This window comes from Mammaliicoccus sp. Dog046 (assembly GCF_034039665.1).
Lineage (GTDB): Bacteria > Bacillota > Bacilli > Staphylococcales > Staphylococcaceae > Mammaliicoccus.
The window spans coordinates 1,498,127-1,515,446 of the sequence record NZ_CP120131.1 but is presented as its reverse complement, the minus strand read 5'-3'; the positions used below and the strand labels follow the sequence as shown (position 1 = coordinate 1,515,446).

At 33.6% G+C, this 17,320-nt stretch carries 14 protein-coding genes; 13 read left to right on the top strand and 1 reads right to left on the bottom strand.

Annotated features, from left to right (window positions below; all coding sequences use genetic code 11):
- Window positions 1-92 precede the first annotated feature (92 nt).
- Window positions 93-311 (bottom strand): hypothetical protein, encoded by a 219-nt coding sequence (locus P3U32_RS07610; RefSeq protein WP_323702517.1) that lies wholly within the window; start codon window positions 309-311, stop codon window positions 93-95.
- A gap of 160 nt (window positions 312-471) precedes the next feature.
- On the opposite strand from P3U32_RS07610, the gene P3U32_RS07605 reads away from it, so the two are divergent.
- The 13 genes from P3U32_RS07605 to P3U32_RS07545 all read left to right on the top strand — a co-directional run bounded on the left by P3U32_RS07605 (window position 472) and on the right by P3U32_RS07545 (window position 17,165).
- Window positions 472-1,263: a TIGR00282 family metallophosphoesterase gene (locus tag P3U32_RS07605; protein ID WP_323702516.1), complete on the top strand. Its 792-nt coding sequence runs from the start codon at window positions 472-474 to the stop codon at window positions 1,261-1,263.
- A gap of 105 nt (window positions 1,264-1,368) precedes the next feature.
- Window positions 1,369-3,126: a 2-oxoacid:acceptor oxidoreductase subunit alpha gene (locus P3U32_RS07600; protein WP_323702515.1), complete on the top strand. Its 1,758-nt coding sequence runs from the start codon at window positions 1,369-1,371 to the stop codon at window positions 3,124-3,126.
- A complete protein-coding gene (locus P3U32_RS07595; RefSeq protein ID WP_323702514.1) occupies window positions 3,127-3,993 on the top strand; it encodes a 2-oxoacid:ferredoxin oxidoreductase subunit beta in 867 nt (288 codons plus the stop codon).
- Window positions 3,994-4,098: 105 nt separating this feature from the next.
- Entirely contained in the window at window positions 4,099-4,383 is a 285-nt protein-coding gene (locus P3U32_RS07590; RefSeq protein WP_323702513.1) for a thiamine-binding protein, read from the top strand.
- 26 nt (window positions 4,384-4,409) lie between these two features.
- Window positions 4,410-4,919, top strand: coding sequence for a GNAT family N-acetyltransferase (locus P3U32_RS07585; protein WP_323702512.1), 510 nt, complete (start codon window positions 4,410-4,412; stop codon window positions 4,917-4,919).
- Between the two features lie 96 nt (window positions 4,920-5,015).
- Window positions 5,016-6,551 (top strand): tRNA (N6-isopentenyl adenosine(37)-C2)-methylthiotransferase MiaB, encoded by a 1,536-nt coding sequence (gene miaB / locus P3U32_RS07580; RefSeq protein WP_323702510.1) that lies wholly within the window; start codon window positions 5,016-5,018, stop codon window positions 6,549-6,551.
- Window positions 6,552-6,983, top strand: coding sequence for a YlbF/YmcA family competence regulator (locus tag P3U32_RS07575; RefSeq protein WP_323702509.1), 432 nt, complete (start codon window positions 6,552-6,554; stop codon window positions 6,981-6,983).
- 804 nt (window positions 6,984-7,787) lie between these two features.
- On the top strand, window positions 7,788-10,313 hold the full coding sequence (gene mutS / locus P3U32_RS07570; protein WP_323702508.1) for a DNA mismatch repair protein MutS: 2,526 nt from the start codon (window positions 7,788-7,790) through the stop codon (window positions 10,311-10,313).
- A 5-nt stretch (window positions 10,314-10,318) separates the two neighbouring features.
- The gene (mutL, locus tag P3U32_RS07565) at window positions 10,319-12,301 is read left to right on the top strand and encodes a DNA mismatch repair endonuclease MutL (protein WP_416361221.1); all 1,983 of its coding nucleotides are present in this window, start codon (window positions 10,319-10,321) and stop codon (window positions 12,299-12,301) included.
- A 9-nt stretch (window positions 12,302-12,310) separates the two neighbouring features.
- Complete coding sequence (locus P3U32_RS07560) at window positions 12,311-12,844, top strand: glycerol-3-phosphate responsive antiterminator (RefSeq protein WP_323702506.1); 534 nt, start codon at window positions 12,311-12,313, stop codon at window positions 12,842-12,844.
- A 189-nt stretch (window positions 12,845-13,033) separates the two neighbouring features.
- The gene (locus P3U32_RS07555; RefSeq protein ID WP_416361220.1) at window positions 13,034-13,852 is read left to right on the top strand and encodes an MIP/aquaporin family protein; all 819 of its coding nucleotides are present in this window, start codon (window positions 13,034-13,036) and stop codon (window positions 13,850-13,852) included.
- A gap of 26 nt (window positions 13,853-13,878) precedes the next feature.
- The gene (gene glpK / locus P3U32_RS07550; RefSeq protein WP_323702504.1) at window positions 13,879-15,372 is read left to right on the top strand and encodes a glycerol kinase GlpK; all 1,494 of its coding nucleotides are present in this window, start codon (window positions 13,879-13,881) and stop codon (window positions 15,370-15,372) included.
- 116 nt (window positions 15,373-15,488) lie between these two features.
- Window positions 15,489-17,165 (top strand): glycerol-3-phosphate dehydrogenase/oxidase, encoded by a 1,677-nt coding sequence (locus tag P3U32_RS07545; RefSeq protein ID WP_323702503.1) that lies wholly within the window; start codon window positions 15,489-15,491, stop codon window positions 17,163-17,165.
- Window positions 17,166-17,320: the final 155 nt, after the last annotated feature.

Sequence of the window (17,320 nt, the reverse complement as noted above, 5' to 3'; positions counted from 1 at the left end):
TCTACTGCCAAGATACTAAAAGTGGCTGAGACATTACATTATGTCCCAGCCACTATTTATTTTATCACTTATCTTAATTTAAGATTTTATCATTAAGTGGTTAAATTGAGTTCTAATTCTAATGCTTCTTTCAATGTGTTAGATGTTTCTTGTGAGTTAACACCACAGTTACCATATTTTTCAGCAAGTTTAAATGCTGTAACATATAGTTCTAGACTATCTTTCGCGATGTCCTCTGCGTTTTCGTTTACGGATGGATTTGCTTTAACCACTAATTCAGCGAATTTTTCTGGTTCTATTTCAATTCCCATGTTTAAATAAACACTCCTAATAAGGTTTTGTAACGTTATGTATATAATGTAATAATATAACGTCCAACATTTGTTTACCCTTTTAAGAAAATGTTAATCATCTCTTTCAAAAATAATGTTTATGACTTAAAATAAAGTTTGTATAGAGAGGATGACAATATTGAGAATATTATTTATAGGTGATATTGTAGGTAAATTAGGCAGAGAGCAATTAGAAACGTATTTGCCAAAAATAAAGTCTGCTTATAAACCAACGTTAACAATTGTAAATGCTGAGAATGCAGCACATGGTAAAGGACTAACAGAGAAATTATATAAAGAAATATTACGTATGGGTGCTGACTTTTTAACAATGGGTAACCATACATATGGACAAAGAGAGATTTATGATTTTATAGATCAAGCGAATAGAATGGTTCGACCAGCGAATTTTCCTGAAGAAGCGCCAGGAATTGGTATGAGAATCATTAAAGTGAATGATAAAGAAGTGGCCATTATTAATTTACAAGGTCGTTCTTTCATGCCAGCAATTGATTGTCCATTTAAAAAGGCAGACGAGCTGATTGAAGAAGCTTCGAAAATAACACCGTATATCTTTGTGGACTTCCATGCAGAAACAACTTCAGAAAAGAATGCCATGGGTTGGTACTTAAATGGTAGAGTGAGCGCGATGGTTGGTACACATACACATATTCAAACATCTGATGAACGTGTATTAAACGGTGGTACTGCATATATTACAGATGTAGGTATGACAGGATATTATGATGGTATTTTAGGTATTAATAAAGATGAAGTTATTGAACGATTTATAACAAGTTTACCACAACGTCATAACTTGCCAGATCAAGGGAGAAAAGTATTGTCTGGTGTGATTATCGATTTAGATAAAGAAGGACAAGCGAAAAAAATTCAAAGAATACTTATAAATGACGATCATCCATTTGAGTAGTATCGTCCATTAGACTGATTTTTAGTAAAACCCTTTTATTTCATAGGATTAAGAGGGTTTTTTTGATATGATATAAATTGAGATATTACATGGGGAGGCCATAAAATGAAATCACAAATTTCATGGAAAGTTGGCGGTCAACAAGGTGAAGGTATTGAATCAACAGGTGAAATATTTGCAACTGCTATGAACCGTCAAGGATATTACTTATACGGATATCGCCATTTTTCAAGTAGAATTAAAGGCGGTCACACAAATAATAAAATTAGAGTTTCGTCAACGCCAGTAAGTGCGATAAGTGACGATTTAGATATATTAATTGCATTTGATCAAGAAACAATTGAAGTAAACTATGGTGAAATGCGAGAAGGTAGCATCATTATTGCTGATGAAAAAGCAAAACCACAAAACCCAGAAGACAGCAAAGCACAACTTGTTGTTTTACCATTTACAGGTATTGCTAAAGAGCTAGGTACAGCATTAATGAAAAACATGGTTGCTGTAGGTGCAACATGTGCAGTGATGGATTTAAATACAAATGTCTTTGAGTCATTAATCAAAGATTTATTTGGTAAAAAAGGTGAAAGTGTTGTTGAATTAAATATTAAAGCGTTAAATGAAGGTTATCGTCTTATGAAATCTGAGATGGAAAATCTTGAAAGCGCACATGTCTTAGAACAAATCGATTCAGAAGGACATTTATTCATGATAGGTAATGATGCTATAGGTTTAGGTGCTGTTGCAGCAGGTGTTAGGTTTATGGCAGCTTATCCGATTACACCAGCTTCTGAAATTATGGAATATATGATTGATCGTTTGCCTGCATTAGGTGGCGCAGTTATTCAAACTGAAGATGAAATTGCTGCATGTACGATGGCAATTGGATCTAACTATGCAGGTGTACGTTCATTTACATCTTCAGCTGGTCCAGGTTTATCATTGATGATGGAATCTATCGGTTTGTCAGGAATGACTGAAACACCTCTCGTTATTGTTAATACACAACGCGGTGGTCCATCAACAGGTTTACCAACAAAACAAGAACAATCTGACTTAATGCAAATGATTTATGGTACGCATGGTGACATTCCTAAAATTGTATTGGCGCCAACAAGTGCAGCTGATGCATTTTATTTAACTGTCGAAGCATTCAACTTGGCAGAAGAATATCAATGCCCAGTAATACTATTATCTGACCTACAATTATCTTTAGGTAAACAAACAGTGGAATCACTTGATTATAATAAAGTAGAAATTCGCCGTGGTGCATTAGTAGAAGGTGATTTAGAATCACAAGAAGATAAAGCATACTTTAAACGTTATGCATTAACAGAATCAGGCATTTCTCCAAGAGTATTACCAGGTACAAAAGGTGGTATTCATCACGTAACTGGTGTTGAACATAATGAAGAAGGTAAACCATCTGAAAGTGCAGAAAATAGACAACAACAAATGGATAAACGTATGCGTAAAACAGCGGAATTATTAATTGAAAATCCAGTTGAATCTAATGAACAATACGATGAAGCGGATATATTATACGTTGGATTTATATCTACTAACGGCGCAATAGATGAAGCAATAATGCGTTTAGATCAGCAAAATGTAAAAGTGAATCATATTCAAATTAGACAATTACATCCATTCCCATCAGAAGTTGTACAACGCGCATTTGATAAAGCGCAGAAAGTTGTTGTTGCAGAACATAACTATCAAGGACAATTATCAAATATCATTAAAATGAATATTAATCATCAAAATAAAATCATCAATCAAACAAAATATGATGGTACACCTTTCTTACCACATGAAATTGAAGATAAAGCATTAGAAATAGCAAGCAATTTGAAGGAGTTGATTTAATTGGCAACATTTAAAGATTTTAGAAATAATGTGAAGCCAAACTGGTGTCCTGGGTGCGGAGATTTTTCTGTGCAAGCAGCGATTCAAAAAGCAGCAGCGAATGTAGGACTTGAACCAGAAGAAGTTGCCATTATTACAGGTATTGGTTGCTCAGGTCGATTAAGTGGATATGTTAATTCATACGGCGTGCATTCTATTCATGGACGTTCATTACCTTTAGCACAAGGTGTTAAAATGGCGAACAAAGATTTAACAGTAATCGCGTCAGGTGGCGACGGAGATGGTTTTGCGATTGGTATGGGCCATACAATACATGCATTAAGAAGAAATATGGATATGACATATATCGTAATGGATAATCAAATTTATGGTTTAACTAAAGGTCAAACATCACCAAGTTCAGCTAAAGGATTTGTAACAAAATCAACACCTAAAGGAAACATCGAACAAAATGTTGCACCTTTAGAGTTAGCAATATCATCAGGAGCAACATTTGTTGCACAAAGTTTCTCAAGTGATATTAAAGAACTAACGCATATTATCGAAGAAGCAATTAATCATAAAGGATTTTCATTTGTAAATGTATTCTCACCTTGTGTGACATATAATAAGATTAATACGTATGATTGGTTCAAAGAAAATTTAACAAAATTAGCTGACATCGAAGATTACGATGCTTCTAATAAATCACAAGCGATGCAGAAAGTGTTAGAATCAGAATCAATGATTACTGGAATCGTTTATCAAGATAAAGAAACACCTTCATATGAATCACAAATTGAACAATTTGATGAAGAACCACTTGCGAAAAAATCATTAAAATTAGAACAAGATCAATTTGAAGAACTTGTTGCTCAATTTAAATAATGATATAACAAAATGGAACATAGAGTGATATACTAATTTTATAAGTTCTGGACTGAGACATTTATGTCCCAGTCCATTTTTATATCATTGAAAGGGGAAATGAACATGACAAACACATTAATGAGTATACAGGTCATTCCGAAACATCAAGAAACAGGTGTTATACCACTCGTAGACGAAGCGATTAGCATTATAGAACAATCAGGTTTGAAATATGAGGTCCATCCATTAGAAACAACAATCGAAGGCGATATGAATGCCTGCTTAATATTAATAGAACAAATCAATGAACGCATGGTTGAATTGGAATGTGAAAGTATCATATCTCAAGTGAAGTTTTATCACGTTCCAGATGGTATTGCGATGGAGACATTAACTGAGAAATATTGATGTGACAGACTGTAAAGGGTGATGATATGGAATTTAGAAATATTGATGTAGATATAGAAAAACAATTTCGAAACTATATAAATGAATGGTATGAAAATGATGAACATGTCGTACCTTGGAGTACAGATGAAAAACAGCATGGTGGATTCAAAAAGATGCTTGATATGCAGAAAGCAGGGCTGAATCCGACTGATTCAAGTTTTGTAAAAGCAGAAACATTCGTCTTGATTGTAGAAGATGAAATTGTTGGTGCTTCAAATATTAGGTATGGATTAAATGCATCTTTAAGAGAAACAGGTGGTCACATTGGTTATGGTGTGGGTCCAAAACATCGTGGTAAAGGATATGCGACCGAGATATTAACATTATCATTAGAAAAATTAAAAGAAAATAATATAAAAGAAGCACTGATTACTTGTAATGAACCAAATATTGCAAGTGCACGTGTGATTATGAATAATGGTGGTATTGAAGTGGAACCATTTATATCGGAAAACCAAGAAAAAACAAGACGATTCTGGATTACGATCGATTAACAATCCTTTAAACAAAATTAATATCTTTTTTGCACTTTAAGTTGAACTCTAATATAATATAAGGACGTAAATATATGGGCAGAAAGGGTTTTTACATTGAATGAAGAGCAAAGAAAACATGGTGCAAATGCGAAGGCAGAACCTCAAGTTGAGAAGGATTACAGCAAGTACTTCGAACATGTTTATCAACCGCCAAATTTAAAGGATGCTAAACAAAGAGGGAAATCAGATGTAGAATACCATGATGATTTTAAAATAGATGAACGACATAGAGGTATGGGGAAAGGTCGTAAATTCTATATCAGAACATATGGTTGTCAAATGAATGAACACGATACTGAAGTCATGGCGGGTATATTCCAAGCATTAGGATTTGCACCGACGAATACAGTAGACGATGCAGATGTAATTTTATTGAACACGTGCGCGATCCGTGAAAATGCAGAGAATAAAGTGTTTAGTGAAATTGGTAATTTGAAACACCTTAAACAAGAAAGACCAGATTGTTTAATCGGTGTTTGTGGCTGTATGTCACAAGAAGAGTCTGTAGTTAATAAAATTTTAAAATCTTATCAAAATGTAGATATGATTTTTGGAACGCATAATATTCATAGATTGCCAGAAATTTTAGAAGAAGCGTATATGTCTAAAGCGATGGTTGTTGAAGTGTGGTCTAAAGAAGGCGACGTTATTGAGAATTTGCCTAAAGTGAGAAATGGTAGAATTAAAGCATGGGTTAACATTATGTATGGTTGTGACAAATTCTGTACATATTGCATTGTGCCGTTTACGAGAGGTAAAGAACGCAGTCGTATGCCAGAAGAAATCATTGCAGAAGTGAGAGATTTGGCACGACAAGGTTATCAAGAAATTTGTCTTTTAGGTCAAAACGTCAATGCGTATGGTAAAGATATAGATGGATTAAATTATGGCTTAGGCGATTTGTTAAGCGATATTGCTAAAATTGACATTCCGCGAGTAAGATTTACAACAAGTCATCCATGGGATTTCGATGATCGTTTGATTAAAGTGATTGCGAATGGAGGAAACATTGTACCTCATATTCATTTACCTGTTCAATCTGGGAATAACCAAGTATTAAAAATCATGGGTAGAAAATATACGCGCGAAAGTTATCTGGAACTTGTTCAAAAAATTAAAGCCGCAATACCTGACGTTGCATTAACGACAGATATTATCGTTGGTTATCCGAACGAAACAGAAGAACAATTTTTAGAAACGTTGAAACTTTATCACGAAGTCGGCTTTGAACATGCATATACGTATGTATATTCACCGAGAGAAGGTACACCAGCAGCTAAAATGAAAGATAATGTACCTGATAAAGAGAAGAAAGAACGTCTACATCGATTAAATAAAATCGTAGGTACATACACTGCACAATCTTTAAAACCGTATGAAGGTAAAGAAGTTTATGTATTATGTGAAGGCTCAAGTAAGCGAGATGAATCAGTGTTAGCAGGATATACTGAGAAAAATAAATTAGTTAACTTTAAAGGTTCTAAAGATAATATCGGTAAAATTGTGAAAGTGAAAATTACTGAAGCAAAGCAATATTCATTAAATGGGGAAATTATAGAGATTGTATCTAAAGAAAAGGTGGTACATTAAATGTATACAAAAGACGATATACTAGATCAAGCACGTAAACTTGGGAAAATGATGTCTGAAACTGAAGAAGTAGAATTCTTTAAACGAGCAGAAGCTCAAATTCATGAGAATCAAACAGTAAGAGAAAAAATGGCAAGTTTGAAATCATTACAAAAACAAGCTGTGAATTTTCAAAATTACGGTAAAGAAAAAGCATTAGCAATGGTAGAAGAGAAAATTCAAAATATCGAAAAAGAACTTGATGAAATGCCGATCGTAAGTGAATTCAAAGAAGCTCAAGTTGAAGTTAATGAATTATTACAAATGGTTTCACATTCAATTAGTCATACTGTTACAAATGAAATTATAGAATCTACAGGTGGCAATCAATTAACTGGGGAAACAGGCGCGGCAGTAAAAAATGCACCAAATTCAAATAGCTGTTCACATTAATGAATATAAATAATGAACAAATAGAACCATCTAAGCATGATGAATGTTTTAGATGGTTTGAGAGTGGGAGCGGGACAGAAATCTAATTTATACAAAAAGATTTCGTAGTCCCGCCCCGGCAAGGATGACTAGAGTTAAAAAGCTTGATACAAGCGCATTTTTAACTCAGTCATCTACTGCCAAGATACTAAAAGAGGCTGAGACATATATCATGTCCCAGCCTCATTTTTTTGCGCATGCTTTTCGCGGGAGTCAGCGCAAAAAATGTTGAACATTGCAAGTGGAGGCTGACAAGCAACATTGAGTAAGGCTAACGAGATAGTTTTAGGAAACAATCTTTTTAGAAAATTTAACGAGATAGTTCTGAAAAACAATCTCGTTAGAGCGGAAAATGAGGTCTAAAAATGCTGAATCTTTAAAAAACCTGAGAAAATCACAGTCTAACGAGATAGTTTTAGGAAACAATCTTTTTAGAAAATTTAACGAGATAGTTCTGAAAAACAATCTCGTTAGAGCGGAAAATGAGGTCTAAAAATCCTGAATCTTTAAAAAACCTGAGAAAATTACAGTCTAACGAGATAGTTTTAGGAAACAATCTTTTTAGAAAATCTAACGTGATAGTTCTGAAAAACAATCCCGTTAGCGAGCTTTTTTACTAAAAATGATTTGTATATAGTCTAGAACCAACACAATGAATGTTTTAGATGGTTTCTTTATGAATAAAAACTTCGCCATACTCGTTAAATCGGTGAAATTTTGATAAAATAAGTAAATCGAAAGTTAAAAAAAGGAACGTGAATATAAATGTCTAAACCGACGCCGATGATGGCTCAATATTTAAAAATAAAATCACAATATCAAGATACATTACTCTTTTTCAGATTGGGCGATTTTTATGAAATGTTCTATGATGATGCAATAGAAGCATCTAGAGTACTTGAAATTACTTTAACAAGAAGAGATGCTAAGAAAGATCCTATTCCTATGTGCGGTGTACCGTATCATTCAGCATCAGGTTACATTGAAAAATTAATTTCTAAAGGATATAAAGTAGCAATCTGTGAACAAATGGAAGACCCAACGCAAACAAAAGGGATGGTTCGCAGAGAAGTTGTACAAGTCATCACACCTGGGACTGTCATGGATCAAAAAGGCATGGATGAGAAATCGAACAATTATATCTTAAGTTTTATTAAAGAAGACGGCGCGTTTCATTTAAGTTACTGTGACGTTTCGACAGGTGAATTGAAAGTCACTTCATTTGAAGACGAAACAACATTAATAAATGAAATAACAACGGTGCATCCGAATGAAATTATCGTTAATACAGTATTACAAGACCAGCTATATAAGCAAATTCAACTCATTACAGAAACGATAACTGTAGTAGATGAATTTGAGGCACGTGAATATGATGTTGTACACCATACATCTGAACCTCAAAAAAAATCACTGACTTATTTACTTAATTATATTTATGATAATGGTAAACGCGATATGCCGCATATTGAGGATGTTGTTGTTTATCATGCGTTAGATTATATGAAAATGGATTTCTATGCTAAAAGAAATCTAGAATTGACTGAGAGTATTCGACTGAAGTCTAAAAAAGGTACCCTGTTATGGTTAATGGATGATACGAAGACGCCAATGGGTGCGCGTAGATTAAAACAATGGATAGATCGACCATTGATTAATCAAAATGATATTGAACAAAGGTTAGATGCAGTTGAACAATTAGTGAATGGTTTTATTGAACGTGACGAACTAAGAAGTTATTTGAATATGGTTTACGATATTGAAAGACTTGTTGGACGTGTAAGTTATGGAAATGTTAACGCGAAGGATTTAGTTCAATTAAACTATTCCATTAAACAAATTCCATATATTAAATCCATTATTGAAAGACTTGATGTAGATTCAATAGAACGATTTAAAGCATTAGAACCACTGGAAGAATTAGAAGCACTATTGGAAGATAGCTTGATTGAAGATGCACCGATTTCTGTTAAAGAAGGCGGCATATTTAAAGTTGGCTATCATGAACAATTAGATCAATATAAAGAAGCGTCAACAAATGGTAAGCAATGGATTGCTGAATTGCAATTGCGTGAAAGAGAAAGAACGGGCGTAAAATCTTTAAAAGTGAGTTTTAATAAAGTTTTTGGATATTACATTGAAATTACGAGAGCTAATTTGAATCATGTCGATACAGATGCACTTGGCTATGAAAGAAAACAGACATTATCTAATGCTGAAAGATATATAACGGAAGAGCTTAAAGAGAAAGAAGCAATTATTCTTGGTGCTGAAGATAAAGCGATTGAGTTAGAGTATCAGTTATTTTTAGAATTAAGACAAAAAGTAAAAGCATTTACTGAGAAGCTTCAAATACAGGCGAAATTACTTTCAGAAATTGACTGTTTACAAAGTTTTGCAGAAACAGCTCAAAAATATCATTATACACAACCAACTTTTAGTGATGATAAAACATTATCTTTAAAATCATCAAGACATCCTGTTGTGGAACGCGTTATGGATCATAATGATTACGTTCCAAATGATTGTTATTTAGATAAAGATGGATTTATATATTTAATCACGGGTCCAAATATGTCAGGTAAAAGTACTTATATGAGACAAATAGCGATTATTAGCATTATGGCTCAAATGGGTGCATACGTCCCAGCAGATGAGGCGAAATTACCGATATTCGATCAAATATTTACAAGAATTGGTGCAGCAGATGATTTAGTATCAGGTAAAAGTACATTTATGGTTGAAATGTTAGAAGCAGAAAAAGCAATGGTCGGTGCCACAGAAGATAGTCTTATAATCTTTGACGAAATTGGTAGAGGAACTTCTACATTTGATGGATTAGCATTAGCACAATCTATGATTGAATATGTACATCACAATACAAAAGCGAAAACACTTTTCTCAACGCACTATCATGAACTTACACATTTAGAGACAACATTACCAGGACTTAAAAATATTCACGTCGCAGCACAAGAGTATCAAGGCGAATTAATATTTTTACATAAAGTAAAAGAAGGTGCTGTCGATCAAAGTTATGGTATTCATGTTGCTCAATTGACGAACTTGCCAAATGAAATTATAGATAGAGCACGTGTCATTCTTCATGAATTAGAGTCGAATACGAAAGAAGAACGTAAAGAAAGTACTTTTGAACAACCTGCATTCCAATTGTTTGAAGAAGAAGGATCATCAGATATAGAAAAAGATATCAAATCATTAGATATCATGAATTTAACACCAATTGAAGCATTAACGAAACTACAAGATTTACAAAATCAACTTAAATAGAAAGCGTGAGTACAGTGGGAAAAATTAAAGAACTTGAATTATCTTTAGCCAATAAAATAGCTGCTGGTGAAGTTGTTGAAAGACCTGCTTCTGTCGTAAAAGAATTGTTAGAAAATGCTATTGATGCACAAGCTACACAAATTGATATTACGATTAAAGAATCTGGTATTCAATCCATTAGAATCGTAGATAATGGAACTGGTATTGAAGAATCAGATATAGAAAAAGCATTTGGTAGACATGCAACGAGTAAGATAAACAACGATTACGACTTATTCCACATACGTACGCTTGGATTTAGAGGAGAGGCATTAGCGAGTATATCCTCAGTAAGTAGAGTGACTATGAAGACTTGTACAGATGGATTAATGGGCCATGAGGTACAAGTTGAGAATGGTGTTGTTATTAAGAAACAACCGGCAAAAGCAAAACAAGGTACCGATATCTTAGTTAAAGATTTGTTCTATAATACACCTGCAAGGTTGAAATATGTTAAAAGTTTATATACCGAGTTAGGGAAAATTACAGATATCGTCAATAGAATGGCAATGAGTCATCCGCATATATCTTTTACACTTGTTTCAGATGATAAGACGGTTATTTCAACAAATGGTTCTGGAAAAACGAACGAAGTAATGGCTGAAATTTATGGAATGAAAATAGCAAAAGATTTAATAGAAATTAATGGGACAACAGATGACTATGAGATGCATGGATTTATATGTAAACCAGAACATACACGTAGTAATAGACATTATATTTCTATCTTTATAAATGGACGCTATATTAAAAATTTCGTGTTGAATAAAGCGATTATTGAAGGTTACCATACTTTATTGCCAATTGGACGATATCCAATTGTGTACATTAATATTGAGATGGATCCGATACTTGTAGATGTAAACGTCCATCCAACAAAATTAGAAGTAAGATTATCAAAAGAACAATTACTCTATGACTTAATCAGTAATAAGATTAAAGAAGCGTTCAGAGGTATTTCATTAATACCTGATACATCAATAAATCGTGATCAACCTAAAAAATCTCAAAAAGAAATTTTTGAACAACAAAAAATAGATTTTGAAGCAAAGCGTTCATTTGTTGAACAAAATGAAAAAACAGAAGACAAACCTACCAATCCTGAACCAGTTTCGCCAGTAGAACCATCAACGAAACAATGGACGTTTAAAAATAAAGATTCAAACTCAATCATTCAAGAAGAAATAGAAAAACCTAAAGAAACAGAACGTCAATTTGAAGAAATTGAACAAACGGAACAAACGGAACAAACCGAAACATCATATAACAATCAAGAAACGATTCATGAATCCCAAGATAACGATTTAACAAATGTTGAAACAAAAACATCATCAACGGCGAATATAAATGAAGACGACAATGTGCCGAGAGTGCCATATATGGAAGTGGTAGGACAAGTACATGGAACATATATTATTGCTCAAAATGATACAGGTATGTTTATGATTGACCAACATGCTGCGCAAGAAAGAATAAAATATGAGTTCTTTAAAGAGAAAATTGGCGAAGTGACGAATGAAACACAGAGTTTATTGTTACCAATTACATTTAATTTCTCGAGAGATGAGCATATGATTATTGAGAAATATTTAACACCACTAGCAGAAGCGGGTATATTCCTTGAGCCAATTGGTCATAATGATTATATGGTGAGTGAATATCCAGTTTGGTTACCACCTATAGACGCTGAAGAAATAATAAAAGATATGATTGATTATGTATTAAAACACGCGCGCGTAGATATAAAAAAACTTCGTGAAGATGCAGCGATAATGATGAGTTGTAAGAAATCCATAAAAGCAAATCATTATTTAAGAAACCATGAAATGAGTCATCTCATAGATGAGTTGAGAGAAACAACAGATCCATTTACTTGTCCACATGGAAGACCCATCATTATTGAGTTAACGACATATGAATTAGAAAAATTATTTAAAAGAGTTATGTAGGAGGATAAGATGAATAAACACATATTGCCAGCGATTCGATCAATGAAAGATATGGAGAAATTTTTCAAAATGGATTATGAACGATGTGTTTTATTAGATACACATATTGGCCATTTACAAGGCATTTTAGAACAAATGAAAAAGCATAATAAAGATGTAATGCTGCATATTGATTTAATAAAAGGATTATCCAATGATGAAGCGGCTGTAGAATATGTGATCCAACAGTATAAGCCACATGGCATCATATCAACAAAATCAAAAATTATAAAAAGAGCTAAGAAATTAAACACACTTACTATATTAAGAGTATTTATTTTAGATAGCACGGCATTAAGTAGAAGTATAGATTTAATCAAACAAGCAGATCCTGACTTAGTGGAAGTCTTACCAGGTGTTGCTACAAAAGTAATAAAAGAAATCAGTGATAAAACTGGTAAAAGTATTATTGCTGGGGGATTAATCAACACAGATGAAGAAATTAATCTTGCGATTGAAAGCGGTGCACAGTATATTACTTCAAGTGATGTATCTATTTGGTAAATTGATTTGACAACGTTTTCATTAAGTATTATAATTTTACTTAAGTTAATATATGAGACGAGTAAATGAGACCCTCTACAAACAGCACAATGGTATTAATTTGTATAAATTAAGATGCAAATAATATGTATAGTTGTCAGTAGAGGGGTTTTTTATGTATTAGCATCAAAATTGAGGAGGGTGTTTAGTATGAGTGAATTTTTAGCAGAAATTGTTGGTACGGCCATATTGATTTTATTCGGTGGCGGGGTTTGTGCCAATGTCAATCTTAAAGGCGCTTTAGGTAAAGGTGCAGACTGGATTGTTATATCATTAGGTTGGGGATTAGCAGTTATGTTAGGTGTTTATGCAGTTGGTGGTATATCCGGGGCACACTTAAATCCTGCTGTTACAATAGCATTTGCAATTGATGGATCATTCCCATGGTCTAAAGTAGTACCATTTATTATTGCACAAATGATTGGAGCAATGATCGGTGCAGCATTAGTATGGGCAACTTATTTACCACATTGGAAGAAAACAGAAGATCAAGGTGCAAAATTAGGTACATTCTCAACTGGACCATCATATCCAAACTATGTAGCTAACTTCTTAAGTGAAATTATTGGTACAATGATATTAGTAATGGGATTATTATTCATTGGTGCTAATAAATTTACAGACGGCTTAAATCCATTAATCGTAGGTTTATTAATTGTTGCGATTGGTTTAAGTTTAGGTGGTGCGACTGGTTATGCAATTAACCCAGCTCGTGATATTGGACCACGTATTATGCATATGATTTTACCTATTCCAGGTAAAGGAAGTTCAAATTGGAAATATGCGCCAGTACCAATTTTAGGACCAATTGCAGGCGGTATGTTAGGTGCAGCTTTATATAATATATTATTTAACGGTGTCGTAAATGGATTTATCATTTTCGCATTCATCTTTACAATACTTGTTGTATTATTAGGTATAGTATTGAACAAAGCGATACTTAAAGACGAAGTTTCAGAAATTCTGTAACAGACAATTATATAGGAGTGTTTAATATGGAAAAATACATTTTATCAATAGACCAAGGAACGACAAGTTCAAGAGCAATACTGTTTGATAAAGAGGGAAATATCAAATATGTTAGCCAACGTGAATTCAAACAATACTTTCCAAAAGGCGGCTGGGTAGAACATGACGCTAATGAAATTTGGACATCTGTTTTAGCAGTTATTTCAAGTGTATTAAATGAAAATAACGTAAATCCAAACCAAATTGAAGGTATCGGTATTACAAACCAAAGGGAAACAGCTGTTGTTTGGGATAAAAACACAGGTCGTCCTGTATATCATGCGATTGTATGGCAATCAAGACAAACACAAGATATTTGTACAGAATTAAAATCTAAAGACTTAGAACCTATTTTTAAAGAAAAAACAGGATTATTATTAGATCCTTACTTCTCAGGTACAAAAGTAAAATGGATTTTAGATAATGTTGAAGGTGCTAGAGAAAAAGCTGAAAACGGTGATTTATTATTTGGAACAATCGATACATGGCTTATTTGGAAATTCACAGGTAATGTACATGTAACGGACTATTCAAATGCAAGTAGAACATTAATGTACAATATTTATGATTTAAAATGGGATGAAGAATTATTAGGCTATTTAGATGTACCAGCTTCAATGTTACCTGAAGTTAAACCTTCAAGTGAAATTTATGGACATACACAAAAACATCATTTCTTCGGTGAAGAAATTGCAATTGCTGGGGTTGCCGGTGACCAACAAGCTGCACTATTTGGTCAAGCTTGTTTTGAAAGTGGAGATGTGAAGAACACATATGGAACAGGTGGCTTCATGTTAATGAACACAGGTGAAAAAGCTGTAAAATCTGAAAGTGGTTTATTGACTACTTTAGCGTACGGTATTGACGGTAAAGTCAATTATGCACTTGAAGGTAGTATCTTTGTATCAGGATCAGCAATTCAATGGTTACGTGATGGTTTAAGAATGATTAAATCAGCACCAGCTTCTGAAGAATATGCTAGAAAAGTTAAATCAACTGAAGGCGTTTATGTTGTTCCAGCATTCGTTGGTTTAGGCACACCATATTGGGATGCAGATGCACGTGGTGCAGTATTTGGTTTAACTCGTGGTACTGAAAAAGAGCATTTCATTAGAGCGACATTAGAATCATTATGTTACCAAACAAGAGATGTTTTAGATGCAATGGAAAAAGATTCTGGTATTCCAGTTGAAACATTGAGAGTAGATGGAGGCGCAGTTAAGAATAATTTCTTAATGCAATTCCAAGCTGATATTGTTAATACACCAGTAGAAAGACCAGAAGTAAATGAAACAACAGCATTAGGTGCTGCTTACTTAGCAGGCTTAGCAGTTGGCTTCTGGAAATCAAAAGATGAAATACAACAGAGATGGAAATTAGAGACAGAATTCAAACCTGAATTAGAAGAAACTGAAAGAGAAAAACTATATAAAGGTTGGAAAACTGCAGTAAAAGCCACTCAAGCTTTCAAATTAGATTAAGTTGTGTTATCATTAGGTTAAGTTAATATTTCGTAGAGATGTGAGAGGCTTTGTTCATACAATTTTTTGTAGGGACGAGTCTCTCATTTTTTTACTTTCATAGGAGGAAAATGGTTATGCAACATTTATCAGCATTAAATCGTAATCAAGTTAAAAATCAACTCAAAAATACTGAGTATGATGTAGTCGTTATAGGTGGAGGAATTACTGGTGCAGGGATCGCATTAGACGCATCTCAACGTGGTATGAAAGTAGCACTTGTAGAAATGCAAGACTTTGCACAAGGAACAAGTTCAAGAAGTACTAAATTAGTTCACGGTGGTTTACGTTACTTGAAACAACTTCAAGTAGGTGTCGTTGCTGAAACAGGTAAAGAAAGAGCAATCGTTTATGAAAACGGACCTCACGTTACTACACCTGAATGGATGTTATTACCTCTTCATAAAGGCGGTAGCATGGGACCATTCAGTACTTCAATCGGGTTAAAAGTATATGACTTCTTAGCTGGTGTTAAAAAAGCAGAACGTCGTTCAATGTTAAGTAGAGAAGAAACTATCAATAAAGAACCATTAGTAAAACAAGATGGCTTAAAAGCTGGTGGATATTATGTTGAATATCGTACAGATGATGCGCGATTAACAATTGAAGTTATGAAACGTGCACGTGAATTTGGTGCTGATATCATTAACTATACAAAATCTAACCAATTCTTATACAACAAGAAAAATAAAGTTTCAGGTATTGAAGCTACAGATTTATTACAAAATGAAATTTTCGAAATTAAAGGTAAAAGAGTTATTAATGCAGCAGGACCATGGGTAGATGAAGTAAGAGGTAAAGACTACTCTACAAATAATAAACAACTTAGATTAACTAAAGGTGTACACATTGTTATTGACCAAAGTGTATTCCCATTAAAACAAGCAGTATACTTTGATACTGAAAATGATGGCAGAATGATCTTTGCTATTCCTAGAGATGGTAAAGCATATGTAGGTACAACAGATACTATTTACGATAACGATAAATCATCACCAAAAGTAACTGAAGAAGATCGTTCATATTTAATTGACGCGATTCACTATATGTTCCCAACTGTGAAAGTAGAAGATAAAGATATTGAATCTACTTGGGCTGGTGTAAGACCACTTATTTTCGAAAAAGGGAAAGACCCATCAGAAATTTCTCGTAAAGATGAAATTTGGGAAGGTGATTCAGGATTACTAACAATTGCTGGTGGTAAATTAACTGGATACCGTCATATGGCGCAAGATATCGTGGACTTATTAAGTAAACGTCTTAAAGAAGAATACAAATTATCATTCAAACCATGTGATACAAAAGGTACACATATTTCTGGTGGTAATGTTGGCGGAAGTAAAAACTTCGAAACATTCGTTGAAAACAAAGTTAAAGCAGCAAAAGACTATAATCTTTCAGAAGATGCAGCACGTTATTTAGCTAGAAAATATGGTTCAAATGTTGACGATGTATTTGAAATTGCACATGCTACACAAGTTGCAGATGTTAACTTACCAATCGAAGTGTATGCTGAAGTTATTTACAGCATTCAAAAAGAAATGGTTCATAAACCAACAGACTTCTTAGTAAGACGTTCTGGTCGTTTATACTTTGACATCAATTATGTAATTGAACATAAAGATGCAATTGTTGAAGTAATGGCAAAAGTATTAAACTATGATACAGATACTACACGTGTTTACAAAGATGAATTAGAAAGAGCAATTAAAGAAGCAGTTAATCCTAATGATCAACCTGCAATCGTTAAATAATTTAATTGTTAATCACACGTTTTAAGCATAAGAGAGGCTGGGACATTAATAATGTCTCAGTCTCTTTTAGTATCTTGGCAGTAGATGACTGAGTTAGAAATGCGCTTGTACCAAGTTTTTTTAAACTCTAGTCATCCTTGCCGGGGCGGGACTAC